The 20,449-nt window shown below is 61.5% G+C and carries 21 protein-coding genes and 1 tRNA gene; 11 read left to right on the top strand and 11 right to left on the bottom strand.

Translation table 11 applies throughout. The features are described from left to right. The coding region (locus RSB01_RS03235) for a response regulator transcription factor (protein WP_332625071.1) at positions 1-355 on the top strand (355 nt) is incomplete at its 5' end. Between the two features lie 58 nt (positions 356-413). On the opposite strand, the gene RSB01_RS03240 is transcribed toward RSB01_RS03235, so the two are convergent. After that, a complete protein-coding gene (locus RSB01_RS03240; protein WP_332619333.1) occupies positions 414-1,154 on the bottom strand; it encodes a DUF6065 family protein in 741 nt (246 codons plus the stop codon). An 86-nt stretch (positions 1,155-1,240) separates the two neighbouring features. Between RSB01_RS03240 and RSB01_RS03245 the strand changes: the two genes are divergently transcribed. The 4 genes from RSB01_RS03245 to RSB01_RS03260 all read left to right on the top strand — a co-directional run bounded on the left by RSB01_RS03245 (position 1,241) and on the right by RSB01_RS03260 (position 3,690). Then, positions 1,241-1,801: a prolyl-tRNA synthetase associated domain-containing protein gene (locus RSB01_RS03245; protein WP_332589878.1), complete on the top strand. Its 561-nt coding sequence runs from the start codon at positions 1,241-1,243 to the stop codon at positions 1,799-1,801. Between the two features lie 81 nt (positions 1,802-1,882). Continuing rightward, positions 1,883-2,779 (top strand): co-chaperone YbbN, encoded by an 897-nt coding sequence (locus tag RSB01_RS03250; protein ID WP_332589877.1) that lies wholly within the window; start codon positions 1,883-1,885, stop codon positions 2,777-2,779. An 11-nt stretch (positions 2,780-2,790) separates the two neighbouring features. Beyond that, a complete protein-coding gene (locus RSB01_RS03255; protein ID WP_332589876.1) occupies positions 2,791-3,450 on the top strand; it encodes an LON peptidase substrate-binding domain-containing protein in 660 nt (219 codons plus the stop codon). Positions 3,451-3,492: 42 nt separating this feature from the next. After that, a complete protein-coding gene (locus RSB01_RS03260; RefSeq protein WP_332589875.1) occupies positions 3,493-3,690 on the top strand; it encodes a Trm112 family protein in 198 nt (65 codons plus the stop codon). A 276-nt stretch (positions 3,691-3,966) separates the two neighbouring features. Here RSB01_RS03260 and RSB01_RS03265 read toward each other — a convergent pair whose 3' ends face one another. Further along, on the bottom strand, positions 3,967-5,217 hold the full coding sequence (locus RSB01_RS03265; protein WP_332589874.1) for a UbiH/UbiF/VisC/COQ6 family ubiquinone biosynthesis hydroxylase: 1,251 nt from the start codon (positions 5,215-5,217) through the stop codon (positions 3,967-3,969). 153 nt (positions 5,218-5,370) lie between these two features. Here RSB01_RS03265 and RSB01_RS03270 point away from each other — a divergent pair, with 153 nt between their 5' ends. The 4 genes from RSB01_RS03270 (at position 5,371) to xth (ending at position 10,053) form a co-directional block, all read left to right on the top strand. Then, positions 5,371-7,875: a DNA translocase FtsK gene (locus RSB01_RS03270; protein ID WP_332589873.1), complete on the top strand. Its 2,505-nt coding sequence runs from the start codon at positions 5,371-5,373 to the stop codon at positions 7,873-7,875. A gap of 124 nt (positions 7,876-7,999) precedes the next feature. Further along, on the top strand, positions 8,000-8,191 hold the full coding sequence (locus tag RSB01_RS03275) for a hypothetical protein (protein WP_332589872.1): 192 nt from the start codon (positions 8,000-8,002) through the stop codon (positions 8,189-8,191). A gap of 353 nt (positions 8,192-8,544) precedes the next feature. Beyond that, a complete protein-coding gene (locus tag RSB01_RS03280; protein ID WP_332589871.1) occupies positions 8,545-9,177 on the top strand; it encodes an outer-membrane lipoprotein carrier protein LolA in 633 nt (210 codons plus the stop codon). A 78-nt stretch (positions 9,178-9,255) separates the two neighbouring features. Then, positions 9,256-10,053: an exodeoxyribonuclease III gene (gene xth / locus RSB01_RS03285; protein ID WP_332589870.1), complete on the top strand. Its 798-nt coding sequence runs from the start codon at positions 9,256-9,258 to the stop codon at positions 10,051-10,053. A 76-nt stretch (positions 10,054-10,129) separates the two neighbouring features. On the opposite strand, the gene RSB01_RS03290 is transcribed toward xth, so the two are convergent. The 3 genes from RSB01_RS03290 to RSB01_RS03300 form a co-directional block, all read right to left on the bottom strand. Next, positions 10,130-10,687, bottom strand: coding sequence for a hypothetical protein (locus tag RSB01_RS03290; protein WP_332589869.1), 558 nt, complete (start codon positions 10,685-10,687; stop codon positions 10,130-10,132). 66 nt (positions 10,688-10,753) lie between these two features. Next, positions 10,754-11,389, bottom strand: a complete 636-nt coding sequence (locus RSB01_RS03295) for a LysE family translocator (RefSeq protein ID WP_332589868.1) — start codon at positions 11,387-11,389, stop codon at positions 10,754-10,756. A gap of 90 nt (positions 11,390-11,479) precedes the next feature. Continuing rightward, positions 11,480-11,917, bottom strand: a complete 438-nt coding sequence (locus RSB01_RS03300; protein ID WP_332589867.1) for a hypothetical protein — start codon at positions 11,915-11,917, stop codon at positions 11,480-11,482. Between the two features lie 174 nt (positions 11,918-12,091). Here RSB01_RS03300 and RSB01_RS03305 point away from each other — a divergent pair, with 174 nt between their 5' ends. Continuing rightward, positions 12,092-13,384 (top strand): PQQ-dependent sugar dehydrogenase, encoded by a 1,293-nt coding sequence (locus RSB01_RS03305; protein WP_332589866.1) that lies wholly within the window; start codon positions 12,092-12,094, stop codon positions 13,382-13,384. Between the two features lie 24 nt (positions 13,385-13,408). Here the strand turns inward: RSB01_RS03305 and RSB01_RS03310 are convergent, their stop codons facing one another. The 3 genes from RSB01_RS03310 to RSB01_RS03320 all read right to left on the bottom strand — a co-directional run bounded on the left by RSB01_RS03310 (position 13,409) and on the right by RSB01_RS03320 (position 17,082). After that, positions 13,409-14,638 carry an argininosuccinate synthase gene (locus RSB01_RS03310; RefSeq protein ID WP_332589865.1) on the bottom strand — a complete coding sequence of 410 codons (1,230 nt, stop codon included), beginning with the start codon at positions 14,636-14,638 and terminating at the stop codon, positions 13,409-13,411. 164 nt (positions 14,639-14,802) lie between these two features. Continuing rightward, positions 14,803-15,993 carry a methionine adenosyltransferase gene (gene metK / locus RSB01_RS03315; protein WP_332589864.1) on the bottom strand — a complete coding sequence of 397 codons (1,191 nt, stop codon included), beginning with the start codon at positions 15,991-15,993 and terminating at the stop codon, positions 14,803-14,805. A gap of 102 nt (positions 15,994-16,095) precedes the next feature. Beyond that, a complete protein-coding gene (locus RSB01_RS03320) occupies positions 16,096-17,082 on the bottom strand; it encodes a pirin family protein (protein WP_332589863.1) in 987 nt (328 codons plus the stop codon). Positions 17,083-17,296: 214 nt separating this feature from the next. Between RSB01_RS03320 and RSB01_RS03325 the strand changes: the two genes are divergently transcribed. After that, on the top strand, positions 17,297-18,559 hold the full coding sequence (locus RSB01_RS03325) for a Glu/Leu/Phe/Val dehydrogenase (protein WP_332589862.1): 1,263 nt from the start codon (positions 17,297-17,299) through the stop codon (positions 18,557-18,559). Between the two features lie 66 nt (positions 18,560-18,625). Here RSB01_RS03325 and RSB01_RS03330 read toward each other — a convergent pair. The 3 genes from RSB01_RS03330 to hemC form a co-directional block, all read right to left on the bottom strand. Beyond that, positions 18,626-18,701 (bottom strand) — tRNA-Thr (locus RSB01_RS03330). 47 nt (positions 18,702-18,748) lie between these two features. Further along, positions 18,749-19,432 carry a uroporphyrinogen-III synthase gene (locus RSB01_RS03335; RefSeq protein WP_332589861.1) on the bottom strand — a complete coding sequence of 228 codons (684 nt, stop codon included), beginning with the start codon at positions 19,430-19,432 and terminating at the stop codon, positions 18,749-18,751. A gap of 4 nt (positions 19,433-19,436) precedes the next feature. Continuing rightward, positions 19,437-20,378, bottom strand: a complete 942-nt coding sequence (gene hemC, locus RSB01_RS03340) for a hydroxymethylbilane synthase (RefSeq protein ID WP_332589860.1) — start codon at positions 20,376-20,378, stop codon at positions 19,437-19,439. Positions 20,379-20,449 lie beyond the last annotated feature (71 nt).

Consider the following 20,449-nt stretch of genomic DNA (forward strand, 5'->3'; position numbering starts at 1 on the left):
GGTCCTTTTGGCGCGTATCCGTGCCCACCTGCGCAGTCACGAACAGTCCGAGGACGCGGTCTTCCAGATCGGCCCGTATGAGTTCCGTCCGGCGTCCAAGATCATGGTCGATGCCACCGGCAAGAAGGTGCGGTTGACCGAGAAAGAAACCAACATCCTCAAATACCTCTATCGCGCGGGCTCCAAGCCGGTATCACGCGAAGAACTGTTGACCGAGGTGTGGGGCTATAATGCGGGTGTGACCACCCACACGCTGGAAACCCATATCTATCGTCTGCGCCAGAAGATCGAAGCCGAGCCGGGTCAGGCCCGCCTGTTGCTGACCGATGCAGGCGGCTATCGCCTCCAGCCCTGAGCGGCAGTCAGACTATAAAAAAGCCCGCTTCCTTATCGGAGGCGGGCTTTTTTGATACTTAGCCAATACGCGGCGTTTTCAGGCGGCGCTTATTGGCGTGGGTTTCTGGGGCAGTGCCCAGATCTTCAGGCACTTCGCCCTTGAAGTAATACCGCTGCCACGCCTCTTTGACGGCCTCGGGGTCGTGATTGGCCAGACGGTTGTTGAAGTCTGTGCGGGCACGGTTCCAGGCGTCGAACTGGTCCCGCATCACCGGATTGGATTCCAGCGTACGGATGACCGGCTGCATATTTTCCAGCTTGCGGTGCTCGATCGGCAGGATGAAGCAGAACGGCTCGCCCTTGGCGAACTTTACGCGGCCCGGACGGGTGAACATCCAGTTCATCGTGAAGGGGAAGGGCAGCCAGTCCGTCTCGACCACACCGACCAGAGGCTGGATGCCGTCCTTGATGAGGTTGGGGGCACCTTGGGCAATCAGACCCCAACCCGGCGGCGTGCGGAACAGGTATTGCGGGTGCATGGTGATGATCCCGCGCGAGAAGTGCGAGGTCACAAAATGCGCCAGATCCTGCACAGGATGGTCCGGCGTGATGGTGATGTCGGTTTGCGACGGACCACCGTTCCATTCGGCGGTAAAGCCGAACGGGCACAGGATTTCCCATCCGGTGGTGTTGGCCATGTTCAGAGGCAGGCAGCGATAGGGGTGACGGGCCGCAAAGGCATCCATCCAGTCGCGTGACTGGCGCCCGGGCACCAGATCGCACGGCCGCGCGTGCATCGGATAGCATTCCAGTTCCAAGTCTCGACTCCACAGGCTATCGGTTGGTTCTCGTATACTTTCCCTAACGTTGCAGCCCCCCGCTCGACAAGGCCCCCGACAAGGTCATGACTGACGTAACCGACGCTTTATCGCCCGACGCCGTGGCCCAGACCGTACCGGCCCATGACCGCACCAGCCTTCTGGACTATCTGGCGCAGCACGGCATCAAACAGACCACCCACGACCACCCTGCCGTTTTTCGCGTGGAAGAAGGGCTGGAACTCAAGGCCGATATGCCGGGGGTTCACACCAAGAACCTGTTCCTCAAGGACAAGAAAGGCCGCCTGTGGCTGATCTCTGCGGCACAGGACACGGTGATTGACTTAAAGCGCGCCCATAAGGTGCTGGGCTCGGACCGCCTGTCGTTCGGCAATGAGCAGCTGATGTGGCAATATCTGGGAGTGCGCCCCGGATCGGTAACGGCGCTGGGCCTGATAAACGATGCGGGCCACGACGTGACCTTTGTTCTGGACCGCGCCTTGTGGGAGGCGGACATCGTCAACTTCCACCCGCTGGTCAACACCGCCACAACGGCGCTGGAACAGTCCGATTTCCGGCGCTTTCTGGAAACGCTGGATCGGCCCGCTTTTGTGGTCGATTTTGCGCAGATGGAACGTATGGTTTGACGCACAGGGCTTGAGTCTGGCCCGCATCAGAACCATCTGATGAACTAATGTTTTTGTGTTTCGTGCTGGGAGCCGAAATTAATGAGCCTTTCCGACCCGTCCGCCACCCCGCCGTCCGATCTGATTGTTGACGGTACGGACGCCTCCTTCATGCGCGATGTGATCGAAGCCTCCAAGACCCAGCCTGTGATCGTCGACTTCTGGGCCACCTGGTGCGGCCCGTGCCGTACGCTGGGCCCACTGTTGGAAAAGAACGTCCGCGCGGCCGGTGGTGCGGTCAAGATGGTCAAGATCGACGTGGATGCGAACCCCGCCTATGCGGGCCAGCTGCGCGTACAGTCGATCCCGACCGTCTATGCTTTTGTGAACGGCCAGCCGGTTGACGGCTTCCAGGGCGCGGTTCCCGAAAGCCAGATCAAGGCCTTTATCGACCGCCTGACCGGCGGCAAGGGTGACAATCCTGATGTCGAGCAATTGCTGGCCTTGGGCGAGGAATCCCTGACGTTGGCAGATCTGGGCGGCGCCGCTCAGGCCTTTGCGCAGGCCCTGACGCTGGACCCGAAAAACGAGAAAGCCATTGCCGGTATGGCCAAGGTCTATCTGGCCGATGGTGATATCGAACAAGCGGCGCAAACCATCGACATGGCACCGGCGGATTCCAAGGAACCGTCGGTTCAGGCCGTGCGTGCCCAGTTGAGCCTCGCCTCCAAGGCGTCGGGGGCCAGTGCCGAACTTCAGGCCAGACTGTCAGCCAATCCGGCCGACCACCAGACCCGTTTCGAGCTGGCGCAGGATCTGGCGGCCAGCGGTAATTTCGCCGGTGCCGTCAACGAGCTTCTGGCCATTATCTCGGCAGATCGCGAATGGAACGATCAGGCCGCTCGCAAAGAGTTGCTGACCGTATTTGATGCGGCGGGCACCATGAGCGATGTCTCCAAGGACGGTCGCCGCCGTCTGTCTTCGCTTCTGTTCGGATAGGACGGTTCAGGATGGCTCAGGGTTATGTCAGATCGTCGGACCTGCCACAGGTCATTCCGGTCTTTCCCTTGCCCGGGGTCATCCTGCTTTCCAGAGGCCAGCTGCCGCTCAACATCTATGAGCCGCGCTATCTGAACATGGTCGATGATGCCATGGCGGGCGACCGGATCGTTGGCATGATCCAGAGCATTGGCCTGACAGGCGAGCGACCGCCGCTGATGCGGGTGGGCTGTGCGGGCCGCATCACCAGCTTTGCCGAAACATCGGACGGGCGCTATCTGATTACCCTGACGGGCATATCGCGTTTTCGCATTGCCACCGAAATCCAGGCCAAGAGCCCGTACCGTCAGATCAGGGCCGATTTTACCGAATACGAGCATGATCTGGACGGTCCGGACATGTTTGAAAACTTTGACCGCGAGCGTTTCCTCGGCGCGCTACAGCCCTATCTGGCTGTGCGCGGACTGGATATCGACTGGGATGCCGCCAAGGCCGCACCACCCGAAGCCTTGATCAATAGCCTGTCCATGGGACTGCCGTTCGAGCCTGCCGAGAAACAGGCCCTGATCGAGGCGCGTTATCTGCATGAACGCAACGAGGTGCTGACGGCGCTTTTGCGTATCGACGGGGCAGGGCTGCCCGACGAAGACCTGCCGCCCAGCGTGCAATAGGAATATCTTGGCTACGGACGATCAGAAGGCTAGAAACCGTCCATGAGCGATGATTTCAACACCCCCGTCACCGTGGACCCGCGCCTGCTGGAAGTCCTGATCTGTCCGGTTACGCGGGGGCGCCTGACCTATGACCGCGAACGCAACGAGATGATCTCTTTGGGCGCCAAACTGGCCTTCCCGATCCGCGAAGGCGTGCCGATCATGCTGGTCGAGGATGCTAGAAGTTTAGAAGACTAAACTTCTAGTTTTTTGCTTTCGCACAAAGGGCCGCCAGCTTTGCTGGCGGCCCTTTTGCGGTTGGCGCTTCGCGCCGCGCTATCGCTCACCCCGCGGGGGCTTGCTGCTTGAGCGCAAGAAACAAGAGGCAACCCCGAATGTAGTACTGACGCGCGGGCTTTCAGCCGCGCGATGCCAAGCGCACAGGCAAACTAGATGAGCACTCTAAACTTCCGCTCAAGCAGTGAGCGACCGCGTCGCGAACGTAGCGGCGAGCCGCCGTGCGGCTCGGAGGCTCTAAAGAGCCTCACCTCTAAGAAGCCGGGGGAGGTCGCCGGTGGCGCCGCCGGCTTCGTGCATGAAGGCGCGGCGCAGGGGACCGATGCGGTTGACGATGGCCATACCGGCGTCGCGAGCGAAGCGGACGGGGGCGATGTCGTTGGAGAACAGGCGCACAAAGCTGTCAAAACCGGCGGACAGCACCGCATTGTCAAAGCGGCGCCAGCGGGCATAGCGTTCCAGCACCAGTTCCGAGCCGATGTCTTCGCCCAGACGCAGGGCATCGGTCAGAACCTCGGCCAGTGCCGCCGCATCCTTCAGACCCATATTCAGTCCCTGACCGGCGACGGGGTGAACACCGTGGGCGGCGTCGCCCATAATGGCGATACGCGGTGCGGTCAGGTTTTCAGCCAGTTGCAGGCTGAGCGGATAGACAAAGCGCGGTCCAACCACCTCGACACTGTCGAGGAACTCGCCAAAGCGGCGGAACAGATGGGCCTGAAACGCCTCGTCGGAGCAAACCTTCAGGGCTTCGGCACGACGTGTGCTTTCGGTCCAGACCAGCGACACCCGCTGTTCGGTCAGCGGCAGGATGGCAAACGGACCATCCGGCAGGAAATATTCGTGGGCGACATTGCCGTGGTCCTTGCCCAGCTTGACCGTACAGACCACGCCCGACTGTTTATATGTCCAGCCTAGTGTCTGGATACCGGCCTCGCGGCGTACGGTCGAACCGCGTCCTTCGGCCCCCACGACCAGAGGCGCTTGGAGGATACGACCGTCATTCAGGGTCACGCGGGCCTGCCCGGGGCCCACATCGACTTTTTTGACCGAGGCGGGGGTAATCATCTCCACGCCCGCCTTGGGCAGGGCCTCGGCTAGAGCCTGACGGATGCGGCGGTTTTCCAGCATATAACCCAGAGGCTCGCCGCCGTTGCGGTCACCAATCTCTTCGGCATCGAAACGGATAAAGGCCGGCGAGGGCGGGCGGCTGGAGGCGCTGGGGCGCTGGCCGTCGGTGACCAGAATATGGTCCATCCGGCAGGCATGCGGCCTCAGGCTTTCGCCCAGACCCAGTGCGTCCAGCATACGGAAGGTCGAATAGGCAATGGCGGTAGAACGGCCGTCAAAACTGGCCGCCAGCTGGGTCTCGAAAGGCTGGGGGTCCACCACCACAACCTTGAGACCACCCTGTGCCGCAGCCAGAGCAAACGCGGCACCGGCAAGGCCAGCTCCCGCAATGATGATGTCGTAGTCAGAACCGCTCATGGGGTCTGTGTCGCCTCATTGCTGCGTCACGTCCAGTCCTGTGATCGACCCTATGGCGGCAAAGGTCAAACTTGGTCACGCGAGGCGCTGGTAAATAGGACATTAACCCTGATCGGTCACAAGACACTCTAGTCTTGCCGGAGGTCCGCCTTCATGTCTGCTGCTGCATTCGTCGAACAGTCTTTAAATACCGTCCGTATTGTATGGGCGGCACCCTTTGCCGTGCGTGTGCGCGGGATCATACAGGCCGTGCTGGCCTGTCTGGTTCTGGTGGCACTGGCCTCGTGGAATCCGGCGGATCCCAGCTGGAATACCGCATCGACCCAGACGGTCAGGAACTGGATGGGTGGCGGTGGTGCGGTGCTGTCGGACCTGCTGATGCAGTCTCTGGGCCTTGGCGCATGGCTGGCCGTGCTTCTGGTCGGCGCATTTGGCGTGGGCGTGGCACTGGGGGATTCCGTGCCGCACCGTCTGCATCCGACGCGGCTGAAAATCTTTGCGGCGGTTGCTGGCGTGCTGCTGGCTTCGGCAGGGTTTTCGGCCTTGGCTCAACCGGCGCACTGGCCGCTGGCGGCGGGTCTTGGCGGTATCTGGGGTGACGGCATTACCGGTCTGGCCGCCAAGGGTTTGAGCGCCATCCATGTTCCCTATGCGCGTATTATTCTGGGTGTTGTGTTTGGCCTGATCGCCTTGTGGTGTCTGGGTTATACGGTCGGTCTGCGTCTGGTGGACTTCAAGGATACGGCTGGATGGGCCGCCGAAAAAGGCGCCCATGTCCGCGTCCCTGCCAAGGCGGCCAAAACGGCCCGCGCCGACAAGAAACAGGCGGGCGCGGCCAAGGTACGCAAACCGCTGCACCGCCTTCCCGAAATGGACGACGAACCGCAAGACGGTCACGCCCCCATGGTCAGCAATGCGGCGGCCGAAGCTGCCGCGGCGGCGGGTCTGTCGCCGCGTCGGGCAGCAGTGCCCCAGCCGCAAAATGACATGGCTGACGATGCCGATGACCAGATGCCGCCGCCGTGGGAAGATCCCAAGCCGGTCGCTCCGCCTTCGGCCAAACCTTCGCGAAACGCCGAGCCCAAGGTCTCGGCGGTCAAGACCACCAAGCCCGCCATTGATGTCGACCAGCAGGCCTTCCGCTTCGAGAGCGAGAACGGGTTCGAGCTGCCGTCTCTGGGTATTCTGGCCAAGCCGGTCCAGCGCGGCGGGACGGTTGACGAGGACTCGCTGAAATCGAACGCCAAGATGCTGGAGGAAGTGCTTCAGGAGTTCGGCGTGCGTGGCAAGATCGACCAGATCCGTCCGGGTCCGGTGGTTACGCTTTATGAGCTGGTACCGGCCCCCGGCGTGAAGCACGGCCGCGTTGTGGCTCTGGCCGACGATATTGCCCGTTCCATGTCGTCGCAGGCCTGTCGTATCTCGGTGGTTCAGGGTCGCAATGCCATCGGTATCGAACTGCCCAATGCCAAGCGCCAGACCGTGTTCCTGCGCGATCTGCTGGCGTCCGGCGAATACGACAAGAAGACCCATCTTCTGCCACTGGCACTTGGGGAGACCATTGGCGGCGAGCCCTATGTGGCCGACCTTGCCCGCATGCCCCACCTGCTGATTGCCGGTACGACGGGTTCGGGTAAGTCGGTCGGCGTCAATGCGATGATCCTGTCGATCCTGTATCGCTACAGCCCCGCCGACTGCCGCTTCATCATGATCGATCCCAAGATGCTGGAACTGTCGGTCTATGACGGCATCCCGCACCTGCTGGCACCGGTGGTGACCGATCCGAAGAAGGCCGTTGTCGCGCTGAAATGGACGGTGCGCGAGATGGAGGACCGCTATCGCCGCATGTCCAAACTGGGTGTGCGTAACGTGGCGGGCTATAATGAACGCGCCCGCGAAGCCGCTGAAAAGGGCGAGCATTTCGAGCGCACCGTCCAGACCGGTTTCGACGAGCAGGGCCGTCCGGTCTATGAGAGCGAAAAAATCCGCCCCGAGAAAATGCCGTACCTCGTCGTTGTCATGGACGAGATGGCCGACCTGATGCTGGTCGCAGGCAAGGACGTCGAAGGCGCCGTACAGCGTCTGGCCCAGATGGCCCGTGCCGCCGGTATCCACCTGATCATGGCCACCCAGCGCCCGTCGGTGGATGTCATCACCGGCACCATCAAGGCCAACTTCCCGACCCGTATCTCCTTCCAGGTGACGTCCAAGATCGATAGCCGGACCATTCTGGGCGAGCAGGGCGGCGAGCAACTGCTGGGTCAGGGCGATATGCTCTATATGGCGGGTGGCGGTCGCATCACCCGTCTGCACGGCCCGTTTGTCGGCGACAACGAAGTCGAGGAAGTCTGCAAGCATCTGCGCGCGCAGGCCGAGCCGGACTACCTTGATCTTATAACCGACGAACCGGATGGCGATGGTGACAATGCCATGGGCGATGAAGGGGGCGGCGGCTCCGGTGATGATCTGTACGATCGCGCCGTGGCCGTGGTGACCCGTGATCGCAAGGCCTCGACCTCATACGTCCAGCGCCGCCTTCAGATCGGCTATAACCGCGCCGCGACCTTGATCGAGCGTATGGAGCAGGAAGGTGTCGTCACAGCCGCCAACCATGCCGGTAAACGCGAGGTTTTGGCCGGTCCGCCCCCGATCGTCTGAGGACAACAGGCTTTTCGAAAAGAACACTGTGTGCCAGAACGCTGACATGAAAACTTTGACGGTCCTCGCCGTGCTCGGCACCTGTGTTTTGGTTTCCGCTTGTACAGACAGCAAGCGCGCCAGCATGGAAACGAAGTTCAAAGACCAACCGGCGGAAATCACCTGCTGGAGCTTTGGCACCGAGATTTTCAACGGCAAGTCCACTGGCCGCGTGAACCGTGACGGGGGCGGCGCTGTGTTTGTGGATGCTGCCAATGGCAGACTGACCGCCGTCGATGGCGAATGCCGTATCGTCTATCTTCCCAAGGCAGATTGATCCGCCATCAGGTTGTGAGAGCGAGTAGCACGCGGGCATTTAAGTGGCCCGCGGTCGTCGGCCCCTTCGGGACCTCCCGACCCGACGTGGGCGTTTTAAGTGGCCCGAGGTCGCTGGCCTTCGGGACTTCCCGACCCGACGCGGGCCGCTTCTACCGGAACAGCAGTCCGGTTCGAGAGTTTTGAAGTCTTGCCTCAGGCCGCGAGCGACCGCGTCGCAAGCGACAGGGCAAAAAAACAACCCTGAACAAACCTTCATTCTGTCGCCGAAATATGGTCTGGCTTGCGTCATGAGGACGCCAAGCCGACGGGGCAGGGTGGAGGCCTCGATAATCCCGAACGGGAGACTATGACATGATGATTTCTCGACGCGTCCTGGGCTTTGGTGCCGCAGCCGTTATGGCCATGGCCGCTATGCCCGCCATCGCCCAGTCCAACCTGTCGGCAGACGACCGCGCTGTTCTGGAACAGGCCCAGACCTATCTGACCGGCCTGACGGCGGCACAGGGAACCTTCGTGGAAACCGGTCCGAACAACCAGCGCCGCGAAGGCCGTTTCTGGTTGTCGCGCCCGGGCAAGATGCGTTTTGAATATACGACGCCCGCCGGTCTTCTGGTCGTGGCCGACGGCAATAACGTCAACCGCTATGATCCGCGTCTGGACAGCTTCCGTCAGGTGCCTCTGGCCCAGACGCCGCTGTCCACCTTCCTCGCCCGCAATGTGCGTCTCGACCAAGGCGTCCAGATCGACCGCGTGACCCGTATGGATTCGGGGGCCTATGCCATCACGGCCCGCGATGCCCGCCGCCCGAACGAAGGCTCGGTCATCCTGTCCTTTGCCGGTGGCCGCCTTCAGGAATGGACCATCACCGACGCGCAAGGCGCCCGTACGCGGGTTCAACTGACGACCCTGCAACCAGCATCGGGCCTGTCGGCGAGCCTGTTCACCCTGCGTGATCCGACCCGTCGTCCGTCGCGCGACCGCTAGGGCACAAGCCAAACCTGTTCAAAGCGCCCGTTGGAGACATCGGGCGCTTTTTTTGTGTCTGTCTGCTAAGGCAGGCCCATGACCCTTCGCATCGTTACCTGGAATATCAACTCGGTCCGTCTGCGCATCGACCAAGTGGCGCGCTTTGTTGCCGAATACGCTCCCGACGTCCTGTGCCTGCAGGAAATCAAATGTCTGGAGGACCAGTTTCCCCGTCAGGCCTTTATCGATATGGGCCTGCCCTATCTGGTGATCGGTGGCCAGAAGGGCTGGCATGGCGTGGCGATTGCCAGCCGCTATCCGATTACCGAGGCCCCGATCCTCGATGTCTGCCGCGAAAAGCACGCGCGTAATGTGGCGGCCTTCGTCAAGGGCGTGGAAATCCAGAACTTCTACATTCCGGCCGGTGGCGACATTCCCGACCGTGTTCTGAATCCGAAATTCGATCACAAGATGGACTTTTACGAGCGCCTGACCGCCGAGGCCAAGCGCCGGGATCGTCAGGCCCCGCTGGTTCTGGCCGGTGATTTCAATATCGCACCGGGCGAATACGACGTCTGGAGCCATCGCCAGATGCTCAAGGTCGTCAGCCATACCCCGATCGAGATCGAGACCCTGTACCGTCTTCAGGATGCCGGTGGTTTTGCCGATGTCCTGCGCGACCAGCATCCCGAGCCGATGAAGCTGGCCAGTTGGTGGAGCTATCGCGCCAAGGATTTCCGTGTCTCGAACCGGGGCTTGCGTCTGGACCACCTGTGGACCTCGCCGGGCCTGTCCTCGGCTGTGGTCAAGGGCAGCGCCCGCGTGCTGGATACCGTGCGCGAGTGGCAGCAGCCCAGCGACCACGCGCCCGTGGTCATGGAACTGGACGTCTAAAAAGGCGACGCCCCGGCTGCTGGCAGCAACCGGGGCGCTCAGTCCTCCAGATCATGGAGGCCTTCGGGGAGAAGACTTATTTGGCCGTCGGGCGGGTTACGCGCGGCGACAGATTGGCAATGACTTCGCGAGCATTGAAGGCATTGGCATCATTGTTCGGCTTTTCGCCACGGCCCATCTTGATCTCGGCAGAGGCCTCGTAACGGTCTACCTGACGGTAATCGACCTCTTGGCCCCATGACGGACCCCACGGGCTCCAGTAGCCACGGTGGTGATAGCGCCAGCGCGGACCCCAGAAACCGCCATACGGCGAATAGAAGGGATCGGGTTGTGCGATCACGCGGCTGTCGCGATCGGTGGCACGGTCCACGGTCTGGAACCAGTCATAGCCGCTCTCGACCGTCAGTTCTGCCGCACGCAGCAGCAGTGACATTTCCACCTGCTCGCGCGAGGTGACCGAGTTACCGGCAAAGCTGACACGGAAACGGTCTTGTTCGAGACGCTGCTCGGAATAACCGCCGCGTTGACCATTCAGGCCCGCAGGCTGATAGGGCGTAGCCGTCGAAGCGCAGGCACCCAGTGCCAGCGCGCCCGCCACTGCCAGCAGGACCGGAGTTTTGCGAAGTATCTTCATAGAACTCTCTCCTTGAATTCACACCATGCACGTTTTCATCTGAACGGAGGGTGAACGATCCGGTTCCTAAAGCCTCGATGCCATCAGGATGGCGGCCGTCAGAAGCAGAACCCCTACACCGATACCGAACAGGCGCTGGAAGCGTGCCGAGGACATGTGCCGCGCGAATGCGGCTCCACCTAGGCCGTATGCGCTCATGGCGATGGTGTCCAGTCCAAGCGTGGCCACCGCGAACAGGGCCAACTGCGGAACCGCTGGCCGGTCGATGTCCAAAAAGGGCGGCAGGACAGCGGTAAAGAAGAGGATGGCCTTGGGATTGGCGATCTGGACCAGAAAACCGGACAGATAGGCATTGCGGCCCTTGTCCAGCACAGGTGTGTCGAGGGCTTCGTCCTTGGCCTTCAAGGCCTTGAGAATGGCCTGAACCCCGATCCAGACCACATAGATGATGCCGCCATACGAGATGATGCGGAACGCTTCGGGGAAGGCCTTGACCAAGGCCCCCAACCCCAGCGCAGCGGCGCAATACCAGACGAAGGTGGCCGTGTTCATCCCCGCCACCGCCATCAGGGCGGCAGCCTTGCCGCGCTGCATACCCGTCGCCACGGCAAACACATTGGCGGGACCGGGCGTAAAGGCCATGACCAGCATGGTGCCCAGATAGGCTAGATACAGGTGCGGATCGACGGGAAGAGCGTTCATGCTGCGGCGTTTGGGCCCAAGACCAGATACGGTCAAGCCCGCCTCTGTGGTCAGAAGCGGGCCTGATACAAATCGTGTTGAAAACCGCAGTTACTTCGGCGTGTTGGCGTATTCCAGTGTGGCGGTGCGGATTTGCGCGGGCAGGGTGCGCAGCATAGGCACGACCTGTTCGCGAACACCTTGGTATTCCTGTTTCTTCGCGTCGGTTTCGGCGCTGTCGATCATCGTGGCGAAATAGGTGTCCATCATATTGGCAAAGGCATCGAAGTCGCCTTTGTAGCGGGCGATGGTTTCATCGATGCTGGTGCTCAAAGCTTCGGGTTTACCGGCATTGGCCGCGACAACCGTTTCCAGTTCGGCCTTCAGGGCATCCATGCGCTCTTTGAAACGGGCGGAGGCCTCTTCCATGTCCAGTTCTTCGCTTTGCGGTGCTGCCGTTTGGGCTGCAGCAGGGGTAGCCAGTACGGCTTGCGCGGGAAGGGCAAGGCCGATCACGGCGGCGGCAGACAGGATTAAACGCAAGGACATGGCAGCTCCGGAAATTGACGCCAGCGGCGTGGTGTTCTGCATAATACAGAGCACAGTCAGCCGCATTAAACCGCTTTTTATTGCGGGTGGTTCCGGTCTGCATGCCGACATAGGATGAGCGCAAAGCGACAGGGGCAGTCAATGGTCAGGGTATCAAAGCAAGGCATGCGGGCTATGCGCGCGATCACACGCGGCGCGGCCTTGTCGGCTGTGGCACTGGTTCTGGCGGGGGCAGGTCCTTCGCGAAACTATGCGGTTGAGGGGACTTGCGGCGGTTTTCGGGCCACCTCAGTTGGTATGACCGACGGGGCCTGTATGGGGCTGGTATGGCAGGGCCAGGATCAGGGGAGTGACGGCCCGAAAATGCCGCGTGGTCTTCTGGCGTTAGAGGGCGGTGACTGGCTGGTCAGTGATCTGGGCGGCTGGGAAGCGGGCAAGGGCGGTCTTTGGCGGCTGTCTTTTGATCGTGACCGCACCCCGCAATGGCGCAAGCTGCTGTCGGGTCTGTCGATGCCCCATACCATCGCGCGCGGACCGGGCGGGCGTATCTATGTGTCAGAGATGAACCGTATCCTGACGCTGGATATCGGCGCAGCGGATCCTGCCCGTACCCTGCGCACCGTTATCGGGGATCTGCCCGACAACCGGCTGCACGATAACCGCCACCCGTTGTCCAGTTTTGTGTTCGATACCAATGGCGACCTGCTGGTCAATGTCGGCGCGCCCAGTGACCGCTGTCTGGACCGGCAGGGGCGGGGGCGCGCGGATGCGAGGGGGCGTTGTGTCGAGGAGGCGCAAACCGGCCAGGTGCGCCGCCATGCCTATCTGGGGGATGGTCGCTGGGCCGAGGACAGCACCGTCTTTGCCTCGGGTCTGCGAAACTCGATTGCACTGGTCCGCCATAGCTCCGGCACCATCCTGCAGGCCGAGAACTCGGTGGACCTGAACGATCCAGCCCATCCGTTCGAGGAGGTCAATGTTCTGCGCCAAGGCGGCCATTATGGCTGGCCCTATTGCGTGGACATGCAGACGCCCCTGCCGGGCTGGAGCGCAGCGCAAAGCCGTTGCAACCAGCGTGACAAGCCGGTGGCCCTGATGCCGCCGCATGCGGCCCCGCTGGACATGCTCTATTATTCGGGGGCGATGTTTCCTGAATGGCGCGGGCGGCTTTTGATGACGTGGCACGGCTATCGTCGCACCGGCGGGCGCATCATGGCCGTCGAGGTGGACGAGGCGGGCGTGCCGTTGAGCGACACCAACGGCTATTACGCCATCTACCCGCGCGGGGCGCTGCGCTATCCGGCCAATACGCCCAGCGTGCGCGGCAAGATTATCACCCCGCGCTGGGACAATGTCGCGGGACAGCATCCACGCGGCACGCCGGTGGTAATGGCGGTGGCGGCGGACGGCTCGATCTGGGTCACAGATGACAAAAGCCGGGCGATCCTGAGGATCGCCCGGCCCTGAAGGTCCGACACTGCGAGGCGTTGATTAGACTTCGCGGTTGTCGCGCTTGGCCAGTACGCGCAGGCGCAGAGCGTTCAGCTTGATGAAGCCTTCGGCATCCTTGTGATCATAGGCCTGGACACCTTCTTCGAAGGTCACCAGATCTTGGTCGTACAGGCTGTAGGGGCTTTCGCGACCGATGATGCTGACATTGCCCTTATAGAGTTTGACGCGGACGGTGCCCGCGACCTTCTCTTGCGACATGTCGATGGCGGCTTGCAGCATCTCGCGTTCCGGCGAGAACCAGAAACCGTTGTAAACCAGCGATGCATATTTCGGCATCAGCTCGTCCTTCAGGTGCATGGCACCACGGTCCAGCGTGATGGATTCCATGCCACGGTGGGCGGCCAGCATGATGGTGCCGCCCGGGGTCTCGTAAACGCCGCGCGACTTCATGCCGACGAAGCGGTTTTCCACGAGGTCCAGACGACCGATGCCGTTGTCGTGGCCCAGCTGGTTCAGCTTGGTCAGGATTTCGGCCGGCGACATGGCGACGCCGTCGATGGCAACCGGATCACCCTTTTCATAGGAAATGGTGATGACGGTTGCGACATCCGGTGCGTCTTCCGGTGCGATGGTGCGCTGGTGAACGAATTCAGGCGCTTCGACAGCCGGATCTTCCAGAACCTTGCCTTCCGACGAGGAGTGCAGAAGGTTGGCATCGACCGAGAACGGGCTCTCGCCGCGCTTGTCCTTGGAGATCGGGATCTGGTGCTTCTCGGCGAAGTCCAGCAGGGCTTCGCGGGACTTGAAGTCCCACTCGCGCCACGGTGCGATCACGCGGATGTCGGGCGACAGGCCATAATAGCCCAGCTCGAAACGAACCTGGTCATTACCCTTGCCGGTCGCGCCGTGGCAGACGGCATCGGCACCGACCATTTTGGCGATTTCGATCTGGCGCTTGGAGATCAGCGGGCGGGCAATCGAGGTGCCCAGCAGGTACTGGCCTTCATAGACGGTATTGGCGCGGAACATCGGGAAGACGAAGTCGCGCACGAACTCTTCGCGCAGGTCGTCGATGTAGATGTTTTCCGGCTTGATGCCCAGCTTCAGGGCTTTTTCCTTGGCCGGCGCCAGCTCTTCACCCTGACCGAGGTCAGCCGTGAAGGTGATGACTTCGGCACCGTATTCGGTCTGAAGCCATTTCAGGATGATCGAGGTGTCGAGACCGCCCGAATAGGCGAGGACGACTTTTTTCGGAGCAGGGAGGCTCATCGTCGGCAAATCCTTGAATATGGAAAGCCCCTACGGGCAGGTTTGCCGCGCTTAAAGGACCTAGCGCCCCCTGATGCAAGCGGATGTTTTCGCAAGGGGGATAAAAAAGGGGGCGCAGAGGCATAAACCTCCGCACCCCCTACGAATTTCGAAGAAATCCGACTTTAGGCGATCAGCGCTTTCAGCTTGTCGACCAGATCGGTTTTCTCCCACGAGAAGCCGCCATCGGCATCGGCATCGCGACCGAAGTGACCGTATTTGGCGGTGCGCTCGTAGATCGGCTTGTTAAGGCCCAGATGTTCGCGGATCGAACGCGGGGTCGCGCCACCGATGAGGCCCAGCAGTTCCTTTTCGAGGATAGCCGGATCGATCTTGCCGGTGCCGTGCAGGTCCACGTGGATCGACTGCGGCTTGGCCACACCGATGGCATACGATAGCTGGATGGTGCAGCGGTCGGCCAGGCCGGCAGCGACAACATTCTTGGCCAGATAGCGGGCTGCATAGGCGGCAGAGCGGTCAACCTTGGTCGGGTCCTTGCCCGAGAAGGCACCGCCGCCGTGCGGGGCCGCGCCACCATAGGTGTCGACGATGATCTTGCGGCCGGTCAGGCCGGTATCGCCGTCAGGGCCACCGATTTCGAAAATGCCGGTCGGGTTGATGTGCCAGACCGTCTCGTCGGTGATGAAACCGGCGGGCAGGACGCTTTCGACGACGGGGCGCACAACGGCGGCCACTTCGTCTTTTTTGCCCTTGGCGTGCTGGGTCGAAACGACGATCGAGGTCGCACGCACCGGCTTGGCGTTTTCATAGTGCAGGGTGACCTGCGCCTTGGCATCCGGCTCGAGGACCGAGCCGCCGGCATGGCGGATGTCCGAAAGTTTTTTGAGGATGTTGTGGCTGTAGGCGAGGGTGGCCGGCATCAGTTCCGGCGTCTCGTTCGAGGCATAGCCGAACATGATGCCCTGATCGCCCGCGCCCTCATCCTTGCTGTCGGTCGAGTCGACGCCGACAGCAATGTCGGCCGACTGGCCGTGCAGGTTGTTCTGGAGAACCAGCTTGCTCCAGTGGAAGCCGTCTTGCTCGTAGCCGATTTCCTTGACGACGCGGCGGACCGCATCCTCGATTTCCTGCTCGATATTGCCGACCCAGCCGTCGTTTTCCCAGATACCCTTGCCGCGGATTTCGCCCGCCAGCACCACCAGTTGGGTGGTGGTCAGGGTTTCACAGGCCACACGGGCCTCCGGGTCCTTGGAAAGGAACAGGTCGACGATGGCATCCGAAATCTGGTCTGCCACCTTGTCGGGGTGGCCTTCGGAAACGCTCTCGGACGTGAACTGGAAGGCAGTACGGGCCACGGGTTGGCTCCTGAGAATTAAGATGCGCCATACATATAAAGATATGCTTATATGTGCAAGGCATCACCGCCCCGTGACCCTTAAGCTATTCTGACTCCAGCCTTAGTTTTTCGTCGGCGGAGCTTCGCGGCGTCCATCTGGATAGCGGATGAAGCGGCCTTCATCGCCATGGGTGTGCGCCTGTGTGGGCCAAGGCCAGCGGCCAAAACCCTCGGACTGATAGCGCACGACGGTCTCGATCATCTGCTCGTCTGTATTGAGAACAAACGGTCCGCGCATGACAACCGGCGCTTCGATAGGTCGCGATTGCAGGATCAGGATGCGAACCTTTTCCGCACTTTCATTAGTGATGACGCTGGCGCGGGTGGCATCCAGATCAACCAGATGCTTGGCCGGTTGCGTATCGCCGTCAAAGGTCGCGACCCCTTCAAAGATATAGCCACGGCGCAGCGACTGGTCGGAGGCGACCGGCAGGGTAACAGAGCCACCCGTATCGATATCCACCAGCCAGATGGCCAACTCGTTATCTGGATTGGCCGCCCACGACGCCGAAGGCGGTGCCAAAGGTTTTGCATCTGCGAACGCACCGGCAATGACCGTCACCCTGGCCCCGTCTTTGTCGATGACGGGTATGTCCTCGGCCCAGAACATGCCGAAGTCCGGCTTGGCCGATTTGCCTTCAGGGGGCAGGTTCAACCAGATCTGGAACATCTCCATGGTGTTGGGGCCATCGGTATTGAGCAGAGGGAACATCTCGCCGTGCTCGACGCCGGCGCCGGTGGTCAGCCACTGCACATCGCCCTGACCATAGCGTGCGGCCCCGCCCAGACTGTCGGCGTGGTCTACATAGCCCTTCAGGACAATGGACACGGTTTCAAAACCGCGGTGCGGGTGGGCGGGAAAGCCCGGTACGTGCTGGCCGTGATACATATTCCAGCCCTGTCCCGCCTTGGCGCGGTCTTCGGGTTTGATGCCCAGACGGCCGTCTCCGGCAGGATAGTGGTCGACGTGGTGAACGGCGAACAGGAACGGGTCCAGCCCCTGCCAAGGAGAGGCAAGGGGTTTGCTGCGTACGACACTCTTGGTCATGGGAAACTCCTTAGGTTGCTCAATAAGTAATCATGACTGTTACCAATACAAGAGCCGCTTTAAGCCGGTCGGGCAGGCGATAGCATCTGCTTTTAAAAGCGCCCTTCGCACTTGCGAACGTGTCGGGATTGTGACAGCAGATTGCGCTCTTCCCCGATACCAGACCGATTTCGTGCGCTTTGCGAGGTTGGTTGCCTCGATAGTTGGAATAAAAATGTCTAACCCGGATATCTTGCAAGCGGCATTGACCCGCCTTGATGACGCCGCGCGCCATGTTCAGATCGACAGCGATGTACTGGAGAAACTGAAATATCCGCGTGAAACCATGAAGGTGCGCTTGCTGATCCGTATGGATGACGGGTCGCGCAAATCCTTCCTAGCCTGGCGTTGCCGCTATGACGATACGCGTGGTCCCACCAAGGGCGGTATTCGTTTCCATCCGGATTCAACGGCAGAAGAAGTCGAGACGCTGGCCTTCTGGATGACGGTCAAATGCGCGGTGACCAATCTGCCCTATGGCGGCGGCAAGGGCGCGGTTCAGGTGGATCCCAAGAGCCTGTCCAAGGCCGAGCTTGAGCGCCTGTCGCGCGCCTATGTGCAGGCCTTTGCCAGCATTATCGGCCCCGATCGCGATATTCCTGCCCCCGATGTCTATACCAATGCGATGATTATGGGCTGGATGTCCGACGAGTACTCGACCATCCGTGGCGAGCCGCATCCGGGCGTCATTACGGGCAAGCCGATTGCACTGGGTGGTTCGCTGGGGCGCGAAGATGCCACGGCACGCGGCGGGTTTTATCTGGTCAACCATCTGACCCAGCGTCTGGGCCTGCCGACCGAAGGCCTGCGGGTCGTCGTGCAGGGCTTTGGCAATGCGGGCCAGCACGCGGCGCGTCTGTTCCGCAGTACCGGAGCCAAGATTATCGGCGTGTCGGATTCACGCGGTGCCGTCTATGCGCCGGGTGGCCTCGATCTGGATGCTTTGTTGGCGGCTAAACATCAGGGCCGTTCGGTGCAGGATGTCGAGCATGGCGGGATAGCCATTTCGGCCGAAGAACTGCTCGCGCTGGAAACCGATGTGTTGGTGCCTTCGGCCATGGAAGACATGATCCATGACGGCAATGCCGACGCCATCAAGGCCAAGGTGGTTCTGGAACTGGCCAACGGCCCGATCACCCCGGCCGCCGACGAAATTCTGGCAAAAAAAGGCGTGATTGTCCTGCCGGACATTCTCGCCAATGCGGGCGGCGTCACCGTGTCCTATTTCGAATGGGTCCAGAACCGCCAAGGCTATTACTGGACGCTGGACGAGGTTCACTCGCGCCTGAAAACGATCATCGAACGCGAAGGCGATGTGGTCTGGAACATTTCCAGAGACAAGGACGTCACCCTGCGCACCGCGGCCTACATCCACGCCCTAAACCGCCTCGCCACCGCCATCGAAGCCCACGGCACCCAGCAGTTCTTCACCAGCTAACGAAAGCAGGCCCTGCCAACCAAACCGGCGGGGCCAATCGTCAACAGTACGCAAAATGTAATGAAGTGGTGCCGCTTACGTGACTCGAACACGTGACCCCCGCATTACGAATGCGGTGCTCTACCAGCTGAGCTAAAGCGGCTCTGGTTCCGTGTCGGCGAAGGCCTGACGGGCGGAGAGGCGGGTTTCTTATACGGGACTTGGCGAATTGCCAAGGGTTGTCAGCACACCTTCTTCATCTGGTGTGGGTGACGTGCGGATTTCGCCGTTGAAATGGCCTTTTAACGGGGCGCTGGCGGCCTCGGAAATCGTCACGACCAGTCCGGTGCGTATGTTGTGGGTGCATAACAGGCGCGCGGCACGTGGAGAGTGAATCAGTATGGCGGCGATATTGTCGGGGGCTTTGGTGCCGGTGTCGCAGGTTTCATAGACGGGCAGTCTTATGACCTGATGATCGGGCAACAGGGCGGGCAGATCACCGGCGGGCTCCCTCGCGCCCGGTGCAAAGACGGTTCCGTGCGCAATATCGCGGGCGATCAGGCGGGCAAGTGCATGGATGTCGCCCTTGGCCGATCGCACATCGCTCAGGCCCACAGAACGTGCGGCCTCGGCCGTCGTATCACCGACGGCAAATACGGGCAGGTGCTTATAGGCCAACAGATCAGAGCCGATGGCCTTGATCGTATTGGGGCTGGTCAGGGCTACAGCCGTCAGGTCTGCGGGCGAGGGGGCTGCGGACATGGCGCCGGTAATGCTGCGCACCTCCAGCAGGGGGGCGACAACAGGCTCCCAGCCCAGATCGCGCACATGGTGGGCCGTAATGTCGGCCCGTGGCTGTGTGCGGGTGATCCAGACGCGGGGCGAGGCGTTCACTGGGTCAGAACTCGACTTTCTGGTCGCCTGCCGCAGCCTTGACCGCTTCACCAAGCTGGCGGCCCAGAGCGGTGACGTCTGCTTCGGTGGAGGTGGCGGCGATGGTGCCGCGCTGCGTCCAGCGGCCCTTGCCGTCGGGTGACAGCATTTCGGTGCCGATATGCATGGTCTCGCTGTCGATATGGGCAAAGGCCCCGACAGCGGTGCGGCACGAGCCTTCCAGCGCCAGCATGGCACCGCGCTCGGCGGCCACGCACAGGGCGGTTGGTGCATGGTTCAGGGCCTTGGCCCAGATGCTGTCGGTGTCGCCTGCGCGGGTTTGCAGGGCCAGCGCGCCCTGACCCGGTGCGGGCAGGAAGGCGGTCAGGTCGAGACGCTCGGTAATCACTTCGCCCAGACCCAGACGGTTCAGGCCCGAGCAGGCCAGAAGGATGGCGTCGAAATCGCCGTCTTTCAAACGGCGCAGGCGCGTATCGACATTGCCGCGCAGCATTTCGATCTGCAGGTCCGGTCGGATCGACAGCAACTGGGCCTGACGGCGCAGCGAGGCGGTGCCGATCTTGGCCCCGTGCGGAAGATCGGCCAGTGACGACCAGTTTTCCGAAATAAAGGCATCGCGCGGGTCTTCGCGTTCGGGGATGGCGGCAATGGCCAGACCGTCCGGCTGTTCGGCGGGCACATCCTTCATGGAGTGAACCGCGACATCGACGCGGCCTTCAAGGAGGGCTTCTTCGATTTCTTTGGTGAACAACGACTTGCCGCCTACTTCCAGCAGGCGGCGATCCTGAATGCGGTCGCCGGTGGTGACGATCTCGACCAGCGGCACGGCGTGGATAATCTCGTCTTCGGGGACCCCCAGAGCGCGGCCAATGGCGCGCTGCATCATGCCAGACTGGGCCAGTGCCAGTTTGGAGCGACGGGTACCGATGCGAAGAAGGGGTGCCATAAAACGTCCCAGCCGTTGCGAAAAAGGGTCCGGATCGCTACCTCGACCCGATGGATAAGGCCGCGAACTAT

The sequence above is a fragment of the Brevundimonas sp. genome, from assembly GCF_036659295.1.
GTDB lineage: Bacteria > Pseudomonadota > Alphaproteobacteria > Caulobacterales > Caulobacteraceae > Brevundimonas.